Annotated in this window: 25 protein-coding genes and 1 riboswitch; of the genes, 3 read left to right on the plus strand and 22 right to left on the minus strand. The window is 36.3% G+C overall.

The annotated features are described in order from the left end of the window. Window positions 1-196: 196 nt before the first annotated feature. A complete protein-coding gene (locus tag IGI49_RS05925) occupies window positions 197-1081 on the minus strand; it encodes a LysR family transcriptional regulator (RefSeq protein ID WP_429963777.1) in 885 nt (294 codons plus the stop codon). A gap of 361 nt (window positions 1082-1442) precedes the next feature. After that, window positions 1443-1610: riboswitch (M-box (ykoK) riboswitch) on the plus strand. A 98-nt stretch (window positions 1611-1708) separates the two neighbouring features. On the opposite strand from IGI49_RS05925, the gene IGI49_RS05930 reads away from it, so the two are divergent. Together IGI49_RS05930 and IGI49_RS05935 are read left to right on the plus strand one after the other, a co-directional pair. Continuing rightward, window positions 1709-3424, plus strand: a complete 1716-nt coding sequence (locus IGI49_RS05930) for an ABC transporter permease subunit (RefSeq protein ID WP_429964973.1) — start codon at window positions 1709-1711, stop codon at window positions 3422-3424. 127 nt (window positions 3425-3551) lie between these two features. Further along, window positions 3552-4331 carry an ABC transporter ATP-binding protein gene (locus IGI49_RS05935; RefSeq protein WP_429963778.1) on the plus strand — a complete coding sequence of 260 codons (780 nt, stop codon included), beginning with the start codon at window positions 3552-3554 and terminating at the stop codon, window positions 4329-4331. Between the two features lie 556 nt (window positions 4332-4887). Here the strand turns inward: IGI49_RS05935 and IGI49_RS05940 are convergent. The 21 genes from IGI49_RS05940 to IGI49_RS06040 all read right to left on the minus strand — a co-directional run bounded on the left by IGI49_RS05940 (window position 4888) and on the right by IGI49_RS06040 (window position 21688). Next, window positions 4888-5463, minus strand: a complete 576-nt coding sequence (locus IGI49_RS05940) for a nitroreductase family protein (RefSeq protein ID WP_429963779.1) — start codon at window positions 5461-5463, stop codon at window positions 4888-4890. A 1-nt stretch (window position 5464) separates the two neighbouring features. After that, the gene (locus tag IGI49_RS05945) at window positions 5465-6649 is read right to left on the minus strand and encodes an MFS transporter (RefSeq protein ID WP_429963780.1); all 1185 of its coding nucleotides are present in this window, start codon (window positions 6647-6649) and stop codon (window positions 5465-5467) included. Between the two features lie 113 nt (window positions 6650-6762). Beyond that, on the minus strand, window positions 6763-7059 hold the full coding sequence (locus tag IGI49_RS05950; protein WP_207703025.1) for an ArsR/SmtB family transcription factor: 297 nt from the start codon (window positions 7057-7059) through the stop codon (window positions 6763-6765). 442 nt (window positions 7060-7501) lie between these two features. Then, entirely contained in the window at window positions 7502-8056 is a 555-nt protein-coding gene (gene hxlB / locus IGI49_RS05955; RefSeq protein ID WP_207703024.1) for a 6-phospho-3-hexuloisomerase, read from the minus strand. Window positions 8057-8066: 10 nt separating this feature from the next. After that, window positions 8067-8735 carry a ribulose-phosphate 3-epimerase gene (locus IGI49_RS05960; protein ID WP_207703023.1) on the minus strand — a complete coding sequence of 223 codons (669 nt, stop codon included), beginning with the start codon at window positions 8733-8735 and terminating at the stop codon, window positions 8067-8069. 5 nt (window positions 8736-8740) lie between these two features. Continuing rightward, window positions 8741-9253, minus strand: a complete 513-nt coding sequence (locus tag IGI49_RS05965) for a YjbQ family protein (protein ID WP_429963781.1) — start codon at window positions 9251-9253, stop codon at window positions 8741-8743. After that, on the minus strand, window positions 9254-9541 hold the full coding sequence (locus IGI49_RS05970; RefSeq protein WP_429963782.1) for a PTS sugar transporter subunit IIB: 288 nt from the start codon (window positions 9539-9541) through the stop codon (window positions 9254-9256). A gap of 21 nt (window positions 9542-9562) precedes the next feature. Next, the gene (locus IGI49_RS05975) at window positions 9563-10915 is read right to left on the minus strand and encodes a PTS galactitol transporter subunit IIC (RefSeq protein ID WP_429963783.1); all 1353 of its coding nucleotides are present in this window, start codon (window positions 10913-10915) and stop codon (window positions 9563-9565) included. A 22-nt stretch (window positions 10916-10937) separates the two neighbouring features. Then, window positions 10938-11393 carry a PTS sugar transporter subunit IIA gene (locus IGI49_RS05980; protein WP_429963784.1) on the minus strand — a complete coding sequence of 152 codons (456 nt, stop codon included), beginning with the start codon at window positions 11391-11393 and terminating at the stop codon, window positions 10938-10940. Window positions 11394-11533: 140 nt separating this feature from the next. Beyond that, window positions 11534-13333, minus strand: coding sequence for a BglG family transcription antiterminator (locus IGI49_RS05985; protein WP_429963785.1), 1800 nt, complete (start codon window positions 13331-13333; stop codon window positions 11534-11536). A gap of 514 nt (window positions 13334-13847) precedes the next feature. Next, complete coding sequence (locus IGI49_RS05990) at window positions 13848-14492, minus strand: class II aldolase/adducin family protein (RefSeq protein ID WP_429964974.1); 645 nt, start codon at window positions 14490-14492, stop codon at window positions 13848-13850. 4 nt (window positions 14493-14496) lie between these two features. Beyond that, window positions 14497-15444 (minus strand): 1-phosphofructokinase family hexose kinase, encoded by a 948-nt coding sequence (locus tag IGI49_RS05995; protein ID WP_429963786.1) that lies wholly within the window; start codon window positions 15442-15444, stop codon window positions 14497-14499. 1 nt (window position 15445) lies between these two features. Further along, window positions 15446-15661, minus strand: a complete 216-nt coding sequence (locus tag IGI49_RS06000; protein WP_429963787.1) for a hypothetical protein — start codon at window positions 15659-15661, stop codon at window positions 15446-15448. Next, window positions 15645-16997, minus strand: coding sequence for a PTS galactitol transporter subunit IIC (locus IGI49_RS06005; protein WP_429963788.1), 1353 nt, complete (start codon window positions 16995-16997; stop codon window positions 15645-15647). The genes IGI49_RS06000 and IGI49_RS06005 overlap by 17 nt, the downstream gene beginning before the upstream one ends. 23 nt (window positions 16998-17020) lie before the next feature. Then, the gene (locus tag IGI49_RS06010) at window positions 17021-17299 is read right to left on the minus strand and encodes a PTS sugar transporter subunit IIB (protein WP_429963789.1); all 279 of its coding nucleotides are present in this window, start codon (window positions 17297-17299) and stop codon (window positions 17021-17023) included. Between the two features lie 19 nt (window positions 17300-17318). Beyond that, window positions 17319-17777: a PTS sugar transporter subunit IIA gene (locus tag IGI49_RS06015; RefSeq protein WP_429963790.1), complete on the minus strand. Its 459-nt coding sequence runs from the start codon at window positions 17775-17777 to the stop codon at window positions 17319-17321. 31 nt (window positions 17778-17808) lie between these two features. After that, window positions 17809-18555 carry a DeoR/GlpR family DNA-binding transcription regulator gene (locus IGI49_RS06020; protein ID WP_429963791.1) on the minus strand — a complete coding sequence of 249 codons (747 nt, stop codon included), beginning with the start codon at window positions 18553-18555 and terminating at the stop codon, window positions 17809-17811. A 370-nt stretch (window positions 18556-18925) separates the two neighbouring features. Continuing rightward, window positions 18926-20269, minus strand: a complete 1344-nt coding sequence (locus IGI49_RS06025) for a flavin monoamine oxidase family protein (protein ID WP_429963792.1) — start codon at window positions 20267-20269, stop codon at window positions 18926-18928. Between the two features lie 58 nt (window positions 20270-20327). Next, window positions 20328-21137, minus strand: coding sequence for a MerR family transcriptional regulator (locus tag IGI49_RS06030; protein WP_429963793.1), 810 nt, complete (start codon window positions 21135-21137; stop codon window positions 20328-20330). 237 nt (window positions 21138-21374) lie between these two features. After that, complete coding sequence (locus IGI49_RS06035) at window positions 21375-21584, minus strand: winged helix-turn-helix transcriptional regulator (RefSeq protein WP_429964975.1); 210 nt, start codon at window positions 21582-21584, stop codon at window positions 21375-21377. Continuing rightward, on the minus strand, window positions 21536-21688 hold the full coding sequence (locus IGI49_RS06040) for a hypothetical protein (RefSeq protein ID WP_429963794.1): 153 nt from the start codon (window positions 21686-21688) through the stop codon (window positions 21536-21538). The genes IGI49_RS06035 and IGI49_RS06040 overlap by 49 nt, the downstream gene beginning before the upstream one ends. A 93-nt stretch (window positions 21689-21781) precedes the next feature. Here IGI49_RS06040 and IGI49_RS06045 point away from each other — a divergent pair, with 93 nt between their 5' ends. Beyond that, window positions 21782-22393, plus strand: coding sequence for a nitroreductase family protein (locus IGI49_RS06045; protein WP_429963795.1), 612 nt, complete (start codon window positions 21782-21784; stop codon window positions 22391-22393). Window positions 22394-22530: the final 137 nt, after the last annotated feature.

A 22530-nucleotide genomic window follows, 5' to 3' on the forward strand; every position in this document is an offset into this window, starting at 1 on the left:
GACAAACTTGGCCACATTGATCAACTTCCAATCTCTTATAGCATTGGCTTTCGTATGTTGAAATTTTTTTGCTATAATTCAGGTTACGTCTGCACTATCATGTGATAAATAGACACTGCAAACAGAAAAAAATCAATAAAGAAAACTATGTTTTTGTCCTTCCTAACTTAAATTCACTGATAACCTATACTTATTTTCAATTCATGTTGTCTTGTCCTTCGATTTCAGCAAATACTTCTTTTAAGTATTCTTCAATGTCTCCAAGATTAAATAACTGATCATTGTTTCTATTTTTATATAGATAATAGTCTATTTCCATTTCGTTGGGTAAAGAAAAGAATTTAATAGTATCGCTTGATAGCAACTCTTTTTCGGCTGCATGAATTACTAAAAATCCTCTATTTTCATTTATCCACTTTTGAACTCCCAGACTATCATGGCAATAAAGAAACTGAGGAATAATGTTGAAAAAACCAGCTGTTTTTTGAGTTAATTGTCTGTGTCCTAATTGATCCGTCAAAATTATAAAGGGCCTTTTTTCTAAATCCTTAGACGCAATTTCACTTAAATCACTTTTTACTAACGATTCATGTGCAACAATCAAAATCTTTGAATGGATCAATAAAGCTCTTTCTAATTGAGAATCTTCAACTAGGCTATTTGTAATTACGAAGTCTAATTCTCTTCGCTTTAATCTATTTAACAGATCCAATGGCGCGGCATTAATATAGTTTATAGGATACCTCTCTCTTTTTACTGTACATTCATTCGCTTCAAATATTAGGACCGACTCACTCACCCCTACTCTAAATATAGGCTGGTCAATTCTTTGATATAAAGGGAATTGAATTTTTTTAACTTCTTCTAATATCCTTTCAACCGCAGGCAGAATTTTTTCCCCACTCTCACTTAACATCAACCTTTTCCCTTGCCGAACAAATAAATCATATCCAAGTTCATTTTCAAGACTTTTTAAAGCAGAGCTCAAAGATGATATGCTGACATACAATTCTTGAGAAGCCTTAGAAAGACTGTTGTACTTGGCAATAACGTAGAAATACTCTAATTTTTCAATTGACATTTTCACCACATCCCAGCGTCTTTACTTTAGGTCAACCTAATTTTGCACCCTATTTGTATTATAAACAAGGAAACTTTTTTTATAACTTACGTTCTTTAATTGGTATTAACTTTTGGAACAAGTTTTCCGATAGGTTATCGTTGATTTCTCGAAAACATTTCCTTTCGTTTGAAAAATGACAAATTATTTCCTCTCCACTTGGAGAAACATTCTATTCCATTATTCTTGAAAGTTTTTACACAAAAAGCGAAAAGTATCAAAGACCCTTATCTAATAACAATAGGTACTGCTAAGAAGTACCAATAACAAATTTTTAGTTGTTTTATTCTAATTCGCGAGTATTATAAATTTGCACAACAAAATAGAATCATATTAGGTGAGGTTACTCTGAAGAACACAGGTTATCGCTCGGAAATGTCGAGAGACAGTAACGAGTAAAGCAGGGATTGTCGAATTAAGGCTTTCCTAAGATAACTAGAATTTATTTTCTTACGTCTCAGAAAGCCAAAGCTCAATTACGTGATTAATTATCATCTTTTCTTTTTTGAGTAACCTCCTAATATGATTATTTAGGAGGTTTTTATTTTGAACGTTTTAAAAGCACCAATCACCAAAAAATCTACTCTCATGAAAGCTCTTAGAAACACTACTATAATAGTCATTCTCACCTTGTTTCTATTTATTATGGTTTTCTCGAGTATAAAAATGAATCGACCTCTTAATAGTTTGCCATCAGAGGATTTTTTATCAGTAGCCAGACCTCAAAATGACTTTCTGGCGATAAGCAATCTCTTCTATTTTTCCATTCGCACGATGTTTCGAATGATTGTCGGGATGGCCTGGTCTTTCCTCTTTTCTTTTATTTTTGGCATTTTGGCAGCAAAAAATAAAACGGCTAGACAGATTATTTTACCATTAGTCAACTTTTTAGAATCTGTTCCGCTATTAGGTTTTTTAACCTTTACAACAACTGGCTTACTTGGCCTATTTCCAGGAAATGTGATGGGGTTAGAATGTGTCGCAATTTTTGCAATTTTTACAGGGCAAGCTTGGAACATTATGCTGACACTTTATCAAATAATGGAAGTCGTTCCTTCTGATTTGCTCAATGTGACCGATCAATTCAAGTATAATCCTTGGCAAAAATTTTGGCGACTTGAGTTTGTTTATTCGATTCCAGGATTGCTATGGAATGTGATCATTTCGCAAACTGCTGCCTGGTTTGCCTTAGTAGCCAGTGAGCAAGCTTCTGTTGTATTGTCAAAAGAGAAGACACTCTTTCTACCTGGGATTGGTTCCTATATTCAGGTAGCATTAGACCGCGCAGATTTTAAAGCATGTTTATGGGCTATCTTGGCATTACTGCTTAATGTTGTAATCCTTAACTTCTTAGTTTTTCAACCTTTAGTCAGGGCTACCTACTATTTCAAGTATGAAGCGGATATCGAAAGTTCAATTCCACCAAAATCATTGGTTTATCAGTTGATTCAGCATGCTTCTATAACTAAATATTTTTCAAGAGTATTTGCTAATTTTAGTTTTTTCTGGATTTATAAACTGCCTAAGATCTGGTATTTCCTTAAGCTGGATTGTCTGTATAAAAAAGTAGCGAAGCTTCGAAATTTTTTCAAAACTCTTTGGTATGTTCTCTTAGCTATTTTAGTTATAAATTGGTCAATCAAACTTTATTATTTCTTGCCACACCAGGATTTTAGTTTGATTCCAAAATTGATGCTGGATACCACTTTACGAGTAACGTTAGCGATGATTGTTGCTGGATTGATTTTCATACCATTAGCGGTTTGGGTTGCCAGCGATAATCGCCGATTGAATGTTGTTCAACCAATTGGACAAGTAATAGGTTCGATCCCTTCAAATATCTATACGCCGTTCATCGTTATTTTCATAAGTATTGGTTTTAACAAGCTAGAATGGTGGACTTTGCCGCTCATCATGGTAGGTTGCCAATGGTACTTTTTTTTCAATGTTATTGCTGGTTATTTAGCAATTCCTGATGAGATTCGTGATGTAACAAAGATATTTAAGCTTTCTAAATGGCAATGGTGGGTTAAGTATCTCATCCCGTCTATTTTACCTTACATCATTACAGCGATTATTAATGCTGCAGGTGCAGCATGGAATGCGGACATCGCTGCTGAAAGCATTCAATGGGGAAAAAAACAAATTGATGTCACAGGATTAGGTCACTATATTTCGATCAACGATGGCATAAAAGACAAGTCTGCATTAGGGACTTTGTCCATGTGTTTTATTGTGGGACTATGTATTGCATTTATTTGGCAACCTCTTTATCGAATCGCTAAAGATCGGTTCCACTATTAATACTAGTAAAAGCTGTTCATACTAAATATGTTGACTACAAGAGAAGTAATTTTGACAAATGAGATCTGGTCTTAAGCTGAAAGGAGAAGTATATTTAGGTTTGAATACTTAAATATGCAAAACTATTATGGAAAATACAGAATTGTTAAATGTGAAATCTGTCTATAAAGAATTTGAAATTGAAGGACATAAGGAGAATTTGAAAGTCCTAGATAACGTTAATCTAACCGTTAAAACCAATGAATTTCTGAGCGTTATCGGGCAATCGGGAACTGGTAAATCAACTTTACTAAGAAGTATTGCAGGACTCGTACAACCAACTACCGGTGAAATCATTTTCGAAAACAAAAAAATATCAGAACCTGACTCAAATATAAGTATGGTATTCCAGCATTTCGCTCTTTTTCCTTGGCTGACCGTCGAAAAAAATATCAGTTTTGGTCTAGAAAATCGCAGTGGGCTCTCACGCGAACAAGTAAAAAGAAGAGTGAAAAACTTGATCGAAATGATTGGTTTAAATGGCTTTGAGAAAGCTTATCCGCGCGAGCTGTCTGGTGGAATGAAGCAGCGGGTTGGATTTGCCAGAGCACTAGCGACTGAACCTAGCTTACTATTGTTAGACGAACCTTTTTCCGCACTAGATATCGTCACTGCTAGCCAGCTATCCAATGATTTATTAGAAATTTGGTTAGAAAATCAAATTGCTACAAAATCAATTGTAATGATTACTCATGATATTCAACAGGCTGTTCAGCTTTCTGATCGAGTAATTTTAATGGACTCGAATCCAGGACGTATAGCGAAAGTTTATCCAATCGATATCCCTAGAAAACTTCGCTCTCCAAAAACAATTATAAACATTGTGGAAAAAATCACTGAAGAAATGATTATGATATCTAGAGACTAATTTCTTCGAGCGACGTATTTTATTCATTGATTACTCGGAGCGCACCCTTCTTTATTACTATAATTTTAACTCGTCACTGTTCTTATGCCTGTTGTAGCAGCAATTATTGCTTACTGCAACAGGCATTAAAAATATAATAGTACATATTCCGCTGAATGATAAAATCTAACTAAGCAATTACAAATAGGATGATTATGCCACAATTTAAGAGGCGAATACGGTAAATAACGAAAATGTAAGCCCTTTTTATTTTTAATTTAAAAGTGATAATTCCCAGAATTATCACTTCCAAAACGGTTTACATCTACTAGATTTTTTCCTTTGAACACAAAAAAGGAGTGACAATTCCTAGAATCGTCACTCCTAATGCCTATAAAATAAAATTAGATTTCTGTTTTATCAAACTTTATCTCATTTTTCAACTTAAAAACCCTTGCTGTTTTAAGTTGTCCTTTGTAATATTTTTCAAAGTATCATTAGAAAAGTAATTTGCGATATAGTCACTCCAAGTCGTATCGTGTGTTATTCCCTGCTCCATTAAGATTTGATCATACTCTTAGAAAAAATCATTTGGTATGCTGTCATATTTTTCTTCAAAAATATTAAATCTAGCTGAAATTCTAGGTCTTTTACCAGGTTTATCTAGTGGTTTCCCTATAGATGGATATGTGTATTCAGGAAGTTCAAACAATTGAATTATCTTATTTGCATGATACCTAACACCTCCTACAATTACACATCCTAATCCAAGACTTTCGACAACATTGACAGCGTTCATAGCAGCTAATCCAGCATCAATTCCTACAACCAACAGATTATCAATATTTGTCCCAAAATCATGTTCTAGGTTTTTCGAACCCATTATAATTTTTGAACGATTAAAATCAGCAACGAAAAGCAAAAATACTAATGACTTTAACATATGACTGTTCAACGGGTTTAACTCAACTAATTTGCCCTTTTTATCATTGTCATTAACTATTATTACACTGTAAAATTGTCCGTTTATATGAGTAGGTGCATTCTTTAAGCAAGCAGTTATTATTTGTATTTTCTTATCATCAATTTTGAAATCCTCGTCAAAAACTCTGTTTGAAACATGGTTTGATATAGTTTTAATCACTTCATTCATCCTAGTTTACACTTCCTTTACTAGTTTCCTGTTTTTTACTATCGAAAATTCCTCCTGCCTTGTAAATTAGCAATACTACTAAATAAGTAGCAATTGTAAAGAAAGCTATACCAAAGAAACCAGAAAATCTAGTAAATAGTATCCCACCTACTATTCCCCCGATTGTCGTTCCAGTGTACATCGCTGCGTTTGACAGAGAGGAGATCGTACTTCTTGCTGTAGTAGTCGTACTTTGTAAAGTAGTCATAAATATTGGGAAGATGAATCCATTGACAACAAAAGCTAAAGTTAATACCACTTCTGCCATAATCAGAGAACTAGAAAATGGTGCGATAAAATAAAGAATACAAAGATATAGAATGCCAATAAGTAATGATTTTGGTATTCCCCATCGAGCTATTAGCTTGTTCCCAAACAATGTTCCTATTAGATTTCCTGCTCCAATTGCAATCATTGCTGTACCAACACCAGAAACCCCTAGATGAAAATCTCTAGTCAACCAAGATCCAATAAATGTCATCATACAAAAGTTTCCAGTTTGAAAAACTAAATAAGCAACTAGATACTTTAGAGCTAGACTATTTTTTAGTAAACCTCTATAAATCTTTATAATTGAAGAGTTTTGTGCTATCTGACTCTGAATATTTAGTGAAGGTAAAATCGTACTTACTATTAATATCATAATAAGTGAAGCGCCTGAGATTGCGAAAAATGGGGCTCTCCAAGATATTACAGCTAGATAGCTTCCAATTGGAACTCCAATAAGCTGTGAAATAGCCAATCCAGCACTAGCCATTCCCATCATCTTTACAATCTTTTCTTTAGGTGAAATGACAGGTATTGAAGCCCATACTTGTGGAGTTACAAAAGATGCACTCACCCCAGCTAAAAATCTGAATAATATCATTAGTTCGAAACTTGTTGCAAATCCGCATAAAAATGTTGATAAAGCAAAACCGATAAAACCAAAAATCATAACTTTTTTACGATCCCTTCCATCAGAAAAAGGACCGCTTATTAACGCAAACAAAGCATAACCTAGAGCATAAGCACTTACCATCCAACCTGATATACTTGATGAAATTCCATAAAGTTCTGATAAAGTAGGTAAAAGTGGAGATACTAAAAATGTATCAGTACCAATTAAAAACATGACTAAGAAAAAGATAAAAGAATATTTCTTCATAAAAACAACTCCAGTCGCATTAATTTGATTGTTCTAAAAATATAGAACTATAGAATAATAATTTACGCTTATTCTGGGATTATGAATATATCGCAGAAAAAGAAACCCAGATTCTATAGTGAATCTAGGAATCCCGAAAGATACTTATTAAAAGCATCATAGTTTAATGAAACAAATTTTTCTCTAGATTCCTTTCTAGTAAATGTTAATCCAGCTTCCCTAAGTGCTTTGAAATGATAAGAAACGGTTGATTTACTTAAATCAATACTTTCACCAACCTCTCCACAACCAATTTCCTTACCACTATTTTTAAGTAGGCGAATAATTTCCAATCTTGCAGGATCAGCTAGAGCTTTTAACATTTTTACTCTCGTTTCATCTTCTTGTCGTTGCGATAGTTTCATATTCATAAAACTATCATATTACTAATCTTCTATTTTTACAAGTCTAATGGTAATTTTGTATCGTTAGTTTATGTCTAATGAAATTGTTCATAATCGTGTAATGGATTTATTTTGGTACTTCTATTAGTTCAGAAATATAGAAATGAGGTGATTATACTTAAATAAACAGAAGATAAAAATTCTTTTGGACGAAAACGTATTTATCCAAAAATCACCCCCAACTGAATGCGTGTGGAAAAGATCAGAAACAATTATTAAAGAATCTGTTATAGGTGATGATATTTTATTTAAGGGGAAGCTGAGGCATAAATAAAAAGATGACTTCAAATTCCGAACAGAAAAAATGATTGAGCTGATTAACATCCTTTCTTTTGTCCCAGCCTCTTGGCATTAGTTATTCCATTTTTGCTTTAAAAACTCTGATAAAAAAATTGCTTTAAAGGTTTATTTACTCAAAATCAGCATGCCGTTTAAACATCGTTTCTGAAGTTTCTCCACTCTCATCCATTAAATTCAAGACCAAGCTATCAAATGTCAAGAAAACTAACTGCTCAAAAGCTGTTCCCATGGGTTGACTGAAGCCTTCCAAAGAACGATTGTTTTCATCTTTAGTTACACCAGGTAACGTTAAAATCGAAGAAGCTAGCTTGCCAATAGTTGAGTCGGCCTTCATGGTTACGAGAACAATGTCAACTCTGTTAGCAGCAGCTCTTTCAGCTAAAGATCTCAAGCTAGTCGTTTCTCCCGAACCAGAACAGATGATCAAAAGATCACCGGGACACGAGTGTGGTGAGCTGATTTCACCAACTATACTTACCTCAAACCCTAAATGTAACAGTCGATTGGCAAACGCTTGAATCGCAATCCCTGATCGTCCAACACCAGAAAGAAAAATGTGATTTGCTTTTTTTATTTTATCAAGAACAAGTGAAATTTGTTCAGTATTAATTTTTCTTGCGTTTTGAGTAAGTTCCTTGAGAATACACAAGGTATAATTTTCCAATTTTCTCCTCCTAAACTTCCGCTAGGGCCGTTTTTAAATTTGTAATCATTTCTGCTTCTTTATTCTCTTTACTAAAAATATATCCACCTGAAACAAACATATCTGCTCCTGCTTTGGCACAGGGCTTAATCGTTTTATTATCGATTTTACCGTCTACTTCAATTAAAAAGTGGTAGTCATGTATTTTTCTTAGCCGATTCAGTTCTACAATCTTATTAACAGTTGAGTCGATAAAATCTTTGTTAGGTCTGCCGGGATTGATCGTCATGACTAATACCAGATCAACTTCGGAAAGGATCGGTTCTAACAATGACACAGGAGTGGCAGGACTGATAGCAACGCCGGCTTTCTTTTTTCGCTCCTTGATCATTTGAATGATGTGCACACCATTATTTGTTGCTTCAGCATGATAAGTAATAGAATCCGCACACGCATCCAGAAAAGCCGGAACAATTTTCTCAGGTCTTTCCACCATCAAATGGACATCCAATAATGTATCATCAATTTCCTTTAATTCTTTGACAATACTGGGTCCTGAAGCCATGTCTGGCACAAAACATCCATCCATCACATCTACATGCAGCCATTTTGTTTCGGTCATTTTTAATACGTTTAAGGTTGCTTCTATACGACTGATTCGCGAGCTAAACAGTGAAGGTGCTAAAATATACTCTTTCATCAAAGCTATTCCCCCATAATTACCACATTGATTAATCGTTCGCGTTCACGCAAACGGTCCCAATCAACAAAATATACGCGTCCTAAAGAACCGATTTGCAGCTCTCCATTTTTTAAGATTAGTGACTGCGAGTTAGTACCGTAGATCGATGCTTTTAAATGAGCATCGGTATTCAACATTACCCACTTCTCAGCAGGATAAATGGGATCACTCAACGAAGTTCCAAAAGCGATATGTTCTGGTCCAGGGCTGTGATATTGTCCCTCAGTCGTCATAATTGGGGCTACTTTTTCCATCGCTTCATTAATGTCCACGTGTAGAAAATCGTCTCCAAAATAATTCACGTCATGCATCGTTTCTTCATAGAAGAATGAACATGTTGTATGGGGAGTAGTAATGGTCATCACACCATCTACCACCCCAGATTCTAATGCCATACGAACCAAATCATCGCGTAAATCATGATAGGAAGCACGCCCTTCTATTGTATGCAATTTGATTGTGTCATGTTTGATCATCTATTCCAGTTCCAATCGTCGTGCTACATCTTCAAATATTTTATCTGCTCCAATTCCGGTTAACAGGCCTAATCCATTGATTACCTTATCTTTTATTGAATCTGGAACAATCGTCGTGCTGACAACGGCATCGTATTCATCCATTTTGTTTAATTCATCCGCAATCTTAGATTGATAGATTTTAACCTGATCTGTATAGTTTTCAGCTTCTAACCACTTGTTGATTTTTGATACTGCAATAGTTGAGGTTGCGTGGCCAGCACCACAGATTACTAACAATTTTTTCAAGATGTATTCCTACTTTCTTTATTAAGCTTCTTGTATTTTTTTTACTTTGTTTGCTTTGATTTTGTTGAGGTAAAGCATTCCTGCTACGATTAAAACACCTAAAATCACGATACCAAAGACTCCTAGTTTTTGAGCGAGTAGTACAAACAATCCTGCTGGCCAAAGTCCACTTAGCAGCATCGTTACTAGACCAGATGTACCCACATCAAAGTTTGCCATTTGAAAAAGATCCGTCACGATAGGAGCCAGCCAGGTAGATAAATAGAAAGTCATAACTAGGTAAAGTGAACAACCCACAAGCGATCGAACAATATTGCCTTTAAAGAATGGGACCATTAAGCAGATCGCAAAGGTGAAGAAAGCCAGATCACCAAAAGGCAACACTTGATTTCCTGGTAGGATTACTGCAAGTAATAACGATATAGGTACTAACAATAATGCAGTAGACATGACTGTCGGATGACCAACTGTCAACGCCGCATCCATCCCAATATTTACAACACGCCCGTTTAGTTTCTTGTCAGTAAATTCTTTAGCCGCTTCAGCAATTGGCAACAAACCTTCCATAAACATCGCTACCATTTTTGGCATAACTTTCATAACTGCAGCGGTTTGCATCGCCAACAGCCCCACACCTGCAGCATCATAGCCTGCTAAGAAACCAACGACGCCTCCAATGATCAAGCCAATGACAACCGTGTCACCAAAAATCCCAAATTTTCTGGTCAGGCTTTCGGCATCTGCATCAATCTTGTTAAACCCTGGAATTCGATCAAACACCCAATTCATCGGCTTTGCGAACAACACTCCTGACAATGCCATCATATGAGTAATTGCAATACCTGGATATCCAAAGAATTCACTCACTTCTTCTTGAGCAGCATCCGCTAAGAACCATTGTAAAAGAACGGCAACAATTGCTCCGATAAGTCCAAACCAGAAGTTACCCGTTACCGTTTGAACGAGCATACCTAAGAAAATCGGGAACCAAAAATTCCAAATATCAACATTCAAGGTTTTGGTCAAGCCAAGTATCACTAAAATAAAGTTCAAAATCAATGAGATAGGAATCATTAAAATTCCTAAAGAGGTTGAAAAAGCGAGAGGACCACCGACACCAACACCAATATCTAAAATATTCAAAGACGTTCCAAATTTCTCACCCATTTGTTGGATCGCACTACCTAAACCACCAGCGAGCAAATCCAAAACCAATCCTAAGCCAATATTACCAATACCAACGGTTACCCCAGAAATAAAAGCTTTGCCTGGTTTTAAACCAAAGAATAAACCGATTATAAAAATGATAACTGGTAGGAAAACAGTTGATCCTAGTCCAATAAACCATTGAATACCACTCATAATAACATCCATTTACTTTTCCTCCTTGATTGTTCTAATAAACACCAGAACCATTTAGCAATTTACTAAACTCTTCTTGAGATGATAACTCTCGTAATTGATTAACTTTCTGATCATCAGTAAATAATGTCATTAAGTTTTGTAAGGTTTCTACTTGTTCATGAGGAACCGCCATCGCCAACATAAACACTAAATTGACTTCGATGTTATGGTTTTTATCTGTCATATCTTGAAAAATTACCGGTTCTTCTAATGATGCAAAACAGATTTGTGACTTGTTAACATAGACGGAATCTGTATGAGGAATCGCAAAGCCGACACCATTGAATTCCAGTCCAGTAGGGTATTCAGTTTCCCTTGTCGTGATGCCGTCTAAAAAGCTTGCTTTGACACATCCCGATAGATAAAGTTTTTTATACATATCTTCAAATAAGTGTGTTTGATCTTCTGGTTTGATATGAAATAAACAAAGTTCTTGATCAAAAAACATTTTAGTTTCCTCCAGTACTAAAAATTTGTAGCATTTGCGATGAATCTTTGAGTTTCACAAGGGTATCAACCTTTTTCTTCTCATCAATAAATTGATAGAGTTCTTCGACAACTTCACGTATTTCGGGTAAGTCTTCTTCACTAAGATTTACCATAATAATTAACTGTACGTTCTCCCCAATTGATCGCTTTTTTAAGGGATACAATATATATGTGCGACTTAAGAATAGTTGTTGGATCTGCATGGGGTAATGCAACGCCACTATCTAAATTAGTATTGCCAATATCTTCTCTATCAAAAATAGATTTACGAAAACTAGGCAAAACTAATCTACACTTCTCAAGCTCATCAATCATATTATTTAAGCAATCAGCTTTATCGGGAAAAAAATTTTGCAAGCTAATTAATTGAGGGCTGATGTATTTATTCAATACTTCTGCTTCAAAAGCATGCTCTAATGAAGCCGATATCCCAAAAGGTTCACATTGGATAAGATACTTCGTATAAGCTTCCATGATCTTGATATAATCTTGGTCACTGACTAAAGGTGTTACCTTCACAAAGGGAATCTTTGACTGGGGAATATCTATTGAGCTGATGATCAGATCAATATTTTCTTTGTCACTTTTATTAAATCGTTCCATTGTAGAAATCTCTACATTATCATGAGCTGGTATGAACTTCCGAACTTTAGAAAAAATAAACTGTGCTGAAGACATCCCATATTGACAAACAATGATAATATTATTTGCTTTGGATTGACGATCCAAGGCAATTTGGAAGTGAATTAAAATAAATGAAATCTCGTCATCGTTCAAAATAACATCATACTGTTGTTCCACTATAACTAATGCATACCAGACAATACTAAAAAGCTCAGAGTACTGATCACGAATACTCTCCAATAAAGGATTCTCAATGTGAATTCCTCGTTTTAGACGGAGAATCATAGCAGGTACATGGTATATTAATGAATTGAAGAGGTGTTCATCCTGCATCAGATCAACTTTTTCAATTTTACTCATTCTCGAAATCAGTCGGTGAACCAAATCGACATAAGTTTCGTCACTAGCTTTCACCTCAGTAGTTACTCGATGAGCGAAAAGTTGACGTGACAAGTATTCTTTATCTGCTTCACTAAAAATCAACCCAGTTTCTTGTGACAATTCCTCAGACATTTCATTAGCAACCACAAAAGTCTCCATATATCGTATGCTGCTAAATAAGTAATCAGCTTCACCTTCAACATGAAACCCAATTTTAAGGCGTCGGCATTGAACTAAAAGAGTTGTCAAAAGTGATTCCATATAGTAATCAGAAACATTCTCAGTGAGTTCTCTAAAATTCTTATGCAGAACTTTTGACACGGTATCCACTAATTGTTTTGAAAAGAAGTGATACAGCTTCCCATTAATAGAATTCTCCTCACACAGATTTGAAAAATGAGCTACTAACTGTTTCGCTGCTGATTGAATGTCATTTTCTTGACCTTGGCTAATCAAACCATCATTATTAGATGTTATTTCAATATTGTTCGATACAATGATCTCGTTCATGATTTTCAAATCGTTATAAAGTGACGTCTTACTGACTAAGTATCGTTCAGCAAGAGATTCCAATGTTGGGTTATCTTCTTCGAAAAATACACTTTTGATAATTTTGGCTCTTCTATTTATCGGCGATAATTGATCTTGCGAAAGCTCATTTTCTAATTCTTTTAAAAAGTTTGTTTTTGCAGAATGTTCACCACATAGTCGGATACCTAAAGAAGGTAATCTTTCTATCTCTACAGAATAAGGTTGAATGAAAAGTCGAAGTGTTTCTAGATCTTGAAATACAGTTTTAGTTGAGACAGATAATTTTTTACTATAGAAAGAAGCAGGTAAAAATTCATCATGTTCAATTAGCAAGCGCGCGAGTTTTATTTGCCTTTCGTTCATGGATATCACCTTTCTGTTAGCTAACGCTCTTCTTTACATGTCTAAGATAACATGAGAGATAAGCGCTAACAATTACATAAGTTTCCTTATCTATTGTGGAAGTGAGTTAACGAACCCTCAAAAATCCACTTTTCTATGTAGAGAGTTTAGAGAAGCATCCATAAAAAACAGCTTTGGAATCGTTAATTTCCGTTTTAAATCAGTTACACAGCATTGATTCAATCTGCAATAATTGTCTCTATCCATCATGATCGATATTTCACCTGATTAGAAGTTCAAGACTGCCTTAATCGTTGCTACACTGAACTCTTCGACATATCGAACTAGTATAGCAGTTTGATCTATCAAGGAATAGGTTAGAGTTGATCTCAAGACTCCATTCGTGTGTTTAGAGAAGTTAAATTTTTTTATGTAATTATCTCCAATAAAAATAAGACTTGGACTTTTATTCATATCTGATAAAAGTCCAAGTCTAGTAGATCGTTCATTTTCAAAAAAGCAGATTAGCGGCGTATTATTCTTCTATGTTATAATTGTAGCTAACAAGATCATCTATATTTGAAACGCCCACTTGTTTGAAGATTAAGTATTCTTTAGCGATGTACGCATTCCATTCAAGTCGCTCAAGCATATCGTAGGTTTTTTCAAGAGTAGCGCCAACTACTAAAACCCCATGTTTTCTTAACAAGTAAGCTTTCGGTATAGTTTGGTCTTGTTTGACTTCTTTTCTAACCACCCTAGCCAATTCGGGCGAAGTCGCAGGGGCAAACTCAAGACAGCGAATGTCTTCCAATTTTTGAGTGGCTTCACTGATATTTGGCATATCTAACCCCATACATGCAAAAACCATTGAATCTAATGCGTGAGCATGAACCACACAACCGATGTTCAAATTTTCTTCATAGCAAGCCATATGCATATTGATTTCTCGCGTAATTTTTCCTGATCCTTCTACTATCCTTTCATTTTTGTCAATGACTAGAATCTGTTCAGGTGTTAAATTGCATAAATGATTTTGTGACATAAGTGTCGGAGTCATAATGAAATGTTCGTCATTAATCTTTACCGAAACATTACCACCAGCTGAGTTCGTAAATTTTCGATCATACATTGTTTTAACGAACTTGCATAATTTGGTTCTTTCTTCTAAATATAACAATGCTCTACTCACCTATCTTCCTGCATATTACTTGTTCTTTAAGTTCTTTTACTCGTTGGATGCTAAAACCTGTACTTTTCTCTTCCTCGGCCTTCGCAGCCCCTATAGCAGTAGCCAATCTGCCGATCTCTTTTACTGACAAATCATTTACTAATCCATAGATCAATCCCGAAACAAAAGCGTCACCACTTCCAGTATCATTCACCGTATCAATAAATGGTGGTTCAAAAATGAATGAATCCTGTTCTGTAAGGAAGACTGATCCAGTTCCGCCCATTGAAACACTGATGTTTTTGACATTGCTTAATAACTCTTTGTTTTCGCTATAAGCAGCAATGCATTCTTCCAATGTAGATAAATCTTCATTCACAATTTCTGAAAACTCGTGCTGGTTTGGTTTAATTAAGAATACTTCCCTTTTTAAAACCTCGTTTAAGAATTCACCAGACACATCAGCAATCAATCGTACTTTGCGTTCTTCAAGTCGATCTAGAAAATAGGCAAAAGTCTCAAGTGGCGTCTGTATGCAGGGATTTCCTGAGATAACAACAGTGTCTTCTTCTTTTAACTCACTTAATTTTTCTAATAGGAAAAGATCAATCTGTTCCTTTTCTAAAGGAAAACCAAAATCAGTGATCATGAAACTGCCTTCTCCACTATCATCCGTCAAAATATAATTATTTCGCACTGCTTGATCAGTCACAGTATAAAACGAACTCTCTGTTCCGTAGTTTTGCAATAAATCTACCAGTTCCTGACTTCTTTTTTCACCAGTAATTCCGGTACAAATATTTTTCTGTTCTAATAACGTTAAGCCTACGGATACATGTGTTCCTTTACCGCCAACATCCAAATATTTTTCTTGAATCCGATTATTTTTTCCACGAGTCAATATTTCTTTGGTTTTGATAATATTGTCTATGGCTGGATTCAGTGTAACTGTGTAAATCATTTCAAATCTTTCCCTTCCGTTTTTTTGCTATCCGTTCATCCAGCTCTGAGAATAAACTATCATTCCCAAAATAACGAAATAGAATACCAATCATTAATGCTAGACCAGTATAAAAAATACCATGTTGTCTCCATCCGTAAATAAATAGATAGATTGCTATCGCAAGTGATGCATACCAAAACAATTTCGTCGCAGTTTTTTTACTCAGCTTCTGCATATCGAATTTCATCCTCTTTTTTACGACCTCGATAAAAGATAATGAATAATCCCATCCAAGCAATTGCTAATAAAATTCCCCACCAGTGTCCAGCCATCGCGTTAGCAAAAGCAAATTTAAATTCGCCATTCTCAATGGTCGCCCAGGCAAGCATGGTCCCTTCTTCTACGTTAACAGCACCGGTATCTTGAGCTAATTGAGTAATGTATGGCGCAAAGTAAGTGCCAATATAAAGAAAAACTGGTGTTGTGATAATACCATAACCTAACATTCGGATAATATTGCCTCTTCCCAATAAATAAGCTGCCACAACAATTGATAAATTAATCAATCCTGCAAATGGCAATACTTGATTTCCAGGTAAGATTACGGCAAACAGTAATTCAAATGGGATTAATAAAATAGCTAAAACCCATATCTCGTTACTACCCGCTAAAATGGGCCAATCAAGACCAATATAAAGCTCACGATCCTTAAATCTTGTTCTCATATACTCTGAAATTGCATCAGAGATTGGTGACAGTGCCTGCATAAACAATTTCGATACCATAGGGAATAAGGTTAATGCTGCGGCCGCATTTATTCCCAAAACTAATGCGTCTGAAACCTCGTATCCGCCAACCAAACCTAATGCTGTCCCAACAATGAATCCCATAACGTGATTCTCAGAAAAAATTCCAATTTTTTCTTTCAATGTATGCACATCTACATGCTTTTGAAACAAGGGAATGTAATCCATCAGCTTATCAATGGGATATAGAAGACAAGCAATCAATGTCATATGATGAGGCAGTGTTACGCCAGGAATGCCTGTCAATTCTTGAATTTCTCTGCCCCAAATATCTCCAGCCTTTAATTCAACAACCACTTGAATAGCTACCACCAAGAAAGCTAAATAGATGTTTCCAGAAATATAGGTTACCATTACCGCACAAAATGCTTTTCCCCAAACATTCCACATATCTACGTTTAATGTCTTGGTCAATTTGAAAACCAGCATCAAAATATTGATTAAGATTGTTACAGGAAAAGCCAAGAATGCATATTTCCATGCCCAAGTTATCGAGGCTCCTGTTGTCCACCCACCATCAATTGAAGTTAAATTAATCCCTGTGTTAGTAGCAAATGCTTTGGCCGCCGGAGTGATATTCCCTAACATATAATCAACTACTAAATTCATACCTGCAAAGGCTACACCAAAAATCAGTGCTGCACTGAAGGCATCCTTAACGCGCATTTTTGCTACGATTCCGATAATGAACATAATGATAGGCACAAAAACCGTTGCGCCCATATCTAAAATGTATTGAAATATATTTGAAAGAGTTTCAATCATTTAACTAACTTCCCCCTCAATTTTTATTTTTTCAGTTCTTCAATCAATTTATCTAATTCTTCTTCCATTCCCATACCGGTTAAAAACTTAATTCCGTCAAATTTTGGAACTCCATAGGTCTCGCTAGTTGGCGTAATCGATACATAAGCATCCGCGTTCTTAATAAATGTTTTAATCGACTTAATATCAACAGCTTCAACTGAAGCATTCACCTTACGTTCATTTAGCAATCGACCAATTTTTGATGCGACTGTTTGACTCGTTGCTACTCCACTACCGCAGGCTACAATAACTTTTTTCATCTTCCCTACACACCTTTTTCTATAGATTTTTTTTGAAAAGCTGATACATATCTTCTTGATCCTGTATTTTACGATATTGGTCTACGAAATCTTCAGCGCTAATCAAATCGATGATAGTTGATAATAATCCGACTTGTTCTTTCGGTTCCTTAATTCCTAAAACTAGGATAAGTTGACTTTCAACCTTAACGTCTATTGTCGCCATTTGAGTAAAAACAACTGGCTGTGTCAAATGGTACACTGCGATAAATGCTTTGTTTATATTCTCGGGATCAGTGTGAGGAATCGCTATTGACATTGTCGGAAGTGCCAAGCCAGTAGGATACTTGCTCTCCCTTTTGACAACTGATTCATAGAATGTTCCTGTGACAAATTCTGTACCTAATAAATCAGTATTCGCCTTCTTAAAAAAAGCTTCTTGATCAGCAAATGTTTGATCATAGAAAACCAATGATTTGTGAACGAGTTGACTGTACATCTTTTCACCCCCTTTCAATAAAACGTCCATTTTATTGAGTCACCACCTCCATAAGACCATTCGTCTGACTAAGAAAACTTTTAGAGACTTCCTTACCAGTAATAAACACATCAATTTCCTCAAAGCTGAATGCTTTTTGAATGCCTAAACGGTTTTCCTTCTTAGAATCAGCAATCACTATTTTCCTTTGAACAGAAGGAAGGAGCTTGCGCTTCACTTCTAATGAATACACATTGTTTTCGGTAAACTCGCTATCAAGAGAAAAACCGCTGACACCAATAAATGCCTTATTTGCCAATAGTGTTGCAGCATCTTCAATCGCTCTAGGACCATACATTTCTTTTGTTTGTTTGTTAAGTATTCCTCCTAAACAATAGATCTCAACATTCGGTAAAGTGCTGCACCGATCTGCAATAGGTAAACTAGCGGTAATAATTTTTAATTTAATGTCTTTTGGTAAATAATCTACCAAATACAACATGCTGGTACCGCCATCTAAAAAGATAATATCCTTCTCCTCAACCATGGTTGCAGCATACATGCCTAAGGTTTTCTTTTCACTCACATTTTCTTCCAAGCGTTCATCAAAAGTATCAGCCTTGAAAAGCTTAGCACCACCGTGAACTCGAACAACTTTTAACTCATTTTCCAAAGATGAGAGATCATTTCGAATAGTTTGTTCTGTTACGTTAAAGTTTTCTGATAGTTCTTTTGTTGTTGCGCGTTGCTTATTTTTGATGTAAGAATAAATTTCATCTAGTCTTTCATAATTCTCCATTTAACACCACTCCTTTTTCGTTTAAAATTCGTTTAACGTTCATTTGATTTTCATTTTACACTGGAAACAAAAAAAGTCAAGCGGTTTCAATAAGAAAATCCGCTTGACAGAAGTTTAATAATTTATTGTTATAGTACTGTTTTCTTCTATACTCCAAGAATCTATCCATCGATTATTAAGCCAATCAGTAGAGACATCGGAAAGAAAAATAGTATGTTTGATAAAACAGCAAGAATGATTCCAGCACTTCGTAGTGGAATCGTTACTTGCCATATTTGAGACAGCCGTAAGCAATAGTTAATACAACTATTCCATAAATAAGCACAGTATAATACTATTTACTTTTATCTCATCAGTTAACCAAACTCGTTTACGCTCCTACATTAACCTTACTTTTCGCCAAAATCTTTTCTGCTTCCCGTTCACCAGAACGAACAGCCCCTTCAAAGTAGCCGTTCCAAATTGTAGCCGTTTCGGTTCCGGCAAAGTGAATTCCTTCAACTTCTGATTGCAGGAACTCCCCATATTTGATGAAGCCGCCTGGTGTGAAGTGTCCAGAGAAACAGCCGTTAGTAAAAGGTTCCTCGTTCCAATCCTGCGTAATAAAATGCTCAGGACTTCTTGCTTGTTCCCCATAAAGCTTGACTAATTCTTCAATCAGACGCGCTTCACGCTCTTCTTTCGGCAGCTTACTTAACTGGATCGAATCAATGCCGTAAACAAAGAAGGTCAGGATGCCTTTCTTTTGGTCCACTAAGGAATTATCTAAGCTCTCGATAATCAGCCCTTTACTCATATTGCGCTGGCCGGATAACCCTGACTCACGCCAAAATGGCTGATCATATACGGCATGATATTTTGATGCGCTACCTGGCAGAATGCTCTGCAGGGTCTTTTTCTTCCAAACCGGTAGCTCTGGTGTAAAGGTAATTTTTGAATTTACAACGGTTGGAGGTACAGCGATTAAAACTTGAACAGCGGAATACTGGTCTCCTGCTCTTGTTTCTACAAGGTAGCCTTCATCGGTCTTCGCAACTTCCTTAACCACTTGCTGGTAAAGCACCGAGCCGTAGTCTTGCGCCATCTTTTCAGCGATGGCCTGCAGTCCGCCAACAATCCGGTCCTGTTGAGCTCCGCCTTTTGCCCCTAATAAGCTTTGGACACCGTTACCAGCCTTAATGTAATACAGCATTTGAAACAGAGAAACTTCCCCCGCATCGGAAGCTAACAAACCACCGGCTAGCATTCGACCGACGAAACCAGCAACTTCTTCATCTTCCGCCTGCAAGCTTAGCCAGCTAGCCAACGTCATTCGGTCCTGGGTATCAATATTCGGACTTTGGTGTGGGTGGTCCAAATTCACCTGATCAGCTAGTTCATCGATTACTTCAAACAGCTCCAGCATTTCAGCCGGCTCTTGGTCATGCACGCCATCAAGATAATGGTACTGTCCCTTACCAAACAATTGTGAAGGGAACGTTGGTACACCATACTCCTCAGCCAACTCATACATGCGATCCTGGGTTGGTCCTAACCATTGACCGCCTAAGTCGATCTGCGTTCCATCTTCTAACCATTTGGTTTCCGTTCGACCACCTACTCGGTTGCGCGCTTCCAGAATAACCGTTTCAAGGCCTTGCTTCTTTAATGATAAACCAGCTGCCAGTCCTGCAAAACCAGCGCCGATAATAACTACATCATATCTTTTTTCCATTATGAGTCCTCCTAAAATACTTGATAATAAAAGTATAGAGGTTATAACGGTTATAAGGTCAATTGACAAGTCTTACTTGGATTTCGGTTAAAAATTCTTCACTGTGCTGAGTCTCATGAAAGTCAATTAAATAGAACTCATAGAACGGAAGCTCCACCTGGCAGCCTTGTTGTTTCAGCTGTTCCTTCATCTTCTTCAAATGACTGTCTGCTTGCTGATAATCTCCCTGATAAAAATAGCTGGCATATTTTCCAGATTCCAAGCAATCGTACTGGGCAGCCAGCTCTTCAGTACCTGATTCTGTTAGAAATAAAATCCCCTCATACTTAAGCTCAGGACTATCGGCAATAATCCCAGCTACAAAATGGAAGTCATAAGAGCTGCTCTGCTCCAGCACCTCGCCGTACAATTCCCGCATCGCCGTTTCGAATTCTGCTTCGTTAACATAATCAACTGCTTTCCAAAAATACGGGCGAGCTTCTTTCTCTTCGATTACTATTCTTTCAATCGGCAGCTCCTGCTGCTGCAGCTGATCCAAAATTTGATTACGGACGGTCACTCCTGCCAGCTTTTTCTCCATCAGGGCAATCTTTTCCTTTAGCAACCGCTGATTCTCACGGAAAATTTCTTGGGTTGTTGCTAGGGTTCGATCCTTCAAGTACCCTTCGATGGTTTCTAACGGCACGTCCAGCTCACGCAAATCACGAATGATGTTCAAAAGATAAATTTCCTTTTCTGAGTACAGCCGATAGTTCTTCTCGGTTCTGATCGGCGTTAACAAACCCAGATTTTCATAATGTCGCAGGATATGGGTAGAAATACCATACATCTCTGCGATTTCTTTAATAGAAAAAAACTTTGCTTTCACTGAGGTGTCCTCCTGTTTAATGGTATGTTCTTTTAAAATTAAAGATACGTTAGATAATTGCGTGTGGCAATAATTTTGAGGTGAGGAAAAAAGTGTGATCGGCAATCGCTGTCTCCGCTCTTAGAGCTAGTGTTATTTTTTTTTGTTAAAGTTTAGTATTTTTTTACGCGCATGCTGACGTTTTACATCCTAGCATTAAGTTACGGTATTCAGTGAAGTCCATTTGGAAGAGCATCATTATAGATGAGTATCTCCCCATTGGTTTAAGGATTTCATGATCGACACCAGTGATTTAGATTTTTCAGTAAGTGAATATTCGACATGCAAAGGATAGGTTCCAACATTTCTCTTTGTTATTAAGTCTTCCTGTTGTAAAGCTTCTAAGGAACGTGTCAGCATTAAATTGGAGATTCCTGGTAGTTTTCTTTTAAGTTCATTGAAACGAATGAGTTCATTTTTAGAAAGCTCCCATAGTATATTGAGGCGCCATTTGCCTCCCAGTAAATTAATTGCTTTTCCAAGTCCACAAATCCATGTTTCATTTTTTTCATCATCATTCTCCTAAGTTACAAAAATGTGCGTACTAGTATTCTATAATTCTATTCATTATAATCAAAACATACTTTTAAGAAAAGAGGAATCTCATGGAAGAACTAGAATTTTTGACCGGCAGGTATTCTATCAGAAACTTTGATCCATTGTTCAAAATCGAGGATGAAAAAATCCTTTCAATAATAGAAAGTGCGGCTACCGCACCCTCAAGTAACAATTTCCAACCATGGAAGGTATATGCAGTCAAAAATAAAGCAAAACAAAAAGTTTTAAAGGAGCTCACCTATGGTCAGCAGCAAGTTGAAGATGCTTCAGTCGTATTTTTAGTTTTTGGAGATAAGGAGGCTTACAACACTGAAGAACTGCTAAGAAATCGCGTGGATCAAGGTCTTTTAGCCCCTTCCCAAGTTGAAAGTCAAAAAGAACGTATTGAAAGATATTTTTCGTCTCATCCCGAAGACAAAGACGCTGAAGGAATAAAATTAGACGTTGGACTTTTTTCAATGAACCTAATGCATGTAGTTCGTGCCCATGGTTATGATTCTGTCCCGATGCGGGGTGCCAACTTTAAACAAATTATGGAGTACCTTAGCATTCCCACTTCGTTAATACCAGTATTGATGATTCCGGTAGGGAAAGCTGTCGGCAAAGGACAAGAAAAAATTAGAAAAGCTGTTAATGACTTTTCAGAGATAATAGATTAGACAAGAGGCTGTGACGTAAGCAGGTTCAAAAAATAATGGACACATCTCAAAAATCCGATAAAAATTTTCAGAGATGGGTCCATTTTCTATGTGAGAAGTCCTGTTATTCGTTCTGCAACAGCCAGTTTCATCTTATT

This window comes from Enterococcus sp. AZ071, from assembly GCF_050499065.1.
Lineage (GTDB): Bacteria > Bacillota > Bacilli > Lactobacillales > Enterococcaceae > Enterococcus_A > Enterococcus_A ferrettii.

What these genes read in the sequence shown, in the direction of transcription:
- IGI49_RS06000 (WP_429963787.1), bottom strand. Translation starts at nt 15,661, where the DNA reads ATGCAGAAGCTGAGTAAAAAAACTGCGACGAAATTGTTTTGGTATGCA.
- IGI49_RS05930 (WP_429964973.1), top strand. Translation starts at nt 1,709, where the DNA reads ATGAAAGCTCTTAGAAACACTACTATAATAGTCATTCTCACCTTGTTT.
- IGI49_RS05925 (WP_429963777.1), bottom strand. Translation starts at nt 1,081, where the DNA reads ATGTCAATTGAAAAATTAGAGTATTTCTACGTTATTGCCAAGTACAAC.
- IGI49_RS05940 (WP_429963779.1), bottom strand. Translation starts at nt 5,463, where the DNA reads ATGAATGAAGTGATTAAAACTATATCAAACCATGTTTCAAACAGAGTT.
- IGI49_RS05980 (WP_429963784.1), bottom strand. Translation starts at nt 11,393, where the DNA reads ATGTTTTTTGATCAAGAACTTTGTTTATTTCATATCAAACCAGAAGAT.
- IGI49_RS05935 (WP_429963778.1), top strand. Translation starts at nt 3,552, where the DNA reads ATGGAAAATACAGAATTGTTAAATGTGAAATCTGTCTATAAAGAATTT.
- IGI49_RS05945 (WP_429963780.1), bottom strand. Translation starts at nt 6,649, where the DNA reads ATGAAGAAATATTCTTTTATCTTTTTCTTAGTCATGTTTTTAATTGGT.
- IGI49_RS05975 (WP_429963783.1), bottom strand. Translation starts at nt 10,915, where the DNA reads ATGGATGTTATTATGAGTGGTATTCAATGGTTTATTGGACTAGGATCA.
- IGI49_RS06005 (WP_429963788.1), bottom strand. Translation starts at nt 16,997, where the DNA reads ATGATTGAAACTCTTTCAAATATATTTCAATACATTTTAGATATGGGC.
- IGI49_RS06020 (WP_429963791.1), bottom strand. Translation starts at nt 18,555, where the DNA reads ATGGAGAATTATGAAAGACTAGATGAAATTTATTCTTACATCAAAAAT.
- IGI49_RS06045 (WP_429963795.1), top strand. Translation starts at nt 21,782, where the DNA reads ATGGAAGAACTAGAATTTTTGACCGGCAGGTATTCTATCAGAAACTTT.
- IGI49_RS05995 (WP_429963786.1), bottom strand. Translation starts at nt 15,444, where the DNA reads ATGATTTACACAGTTACACTGAATCCAGCCATAGACAATATTATCAAA.
- IGI49_RS05950 (WP_207703025.1), bottom strand. Translation starts at nt 7,059, where the DNA reads ATGAATATGAAACTATCGCAACGACAAGAAGATGAAACGAGAGTAAAA.
- IGI49_RS06010 (WP_429963789.1), bottom strand. Translation starts at nt 17,299, where the DNA reads ATGAAAAAAGTTATTGTAGCCTGCGGTAGTGGAGTAGCAACGAGTCAA.
- IGI49_RS05960 (WP_207703023.1), bottom strand. Translation starts at nt 8,735, where the DNA reads ATGAAAGAGTATATTTTAGCACCTTCACTGTTTAGCTCGCGAATCAGT.
- IGI49_RS05985 (WP_429963785.1), bottom strand. Translation starts at nt 13,333, where the DNA reads ATGAACGAAAGGCAAATAAAACTCGCGCGCTTGCTAATTGAACATGAT.
- IGI49_RS06015 (WP_429963790.1), bottom strand. Translation starts at nt 17,777, where the DNA reads ATGTACAGTCAACTCGTTCACAAATCATTGGTTTTCTATGATCAAACA.
- IGI49_RS06040 (WP_429963794.1), bottom strand. Translation starts at nt 21,688, where the DNA reads ATGAAAAAAATGAAACATGGATTTGTGGACTTGGAAAAGCAATTAATT.
- IGI49_RS05965 (WP_429963781.1), bottom strand. Translation starts at nt 9,253, where the DNA reads ATGATCAAACATGACACAATCAAATTGCATACAATAGAAGGGCGTGCT.
- IGI49_RS06025 (WP_429963792.1), bottom strand. Translation starts at nt 20,269, where the DNA reads ATGGAAAAAAGATATGATGTAGTTATTATCGGCGCTGGTTTTGCAGGA.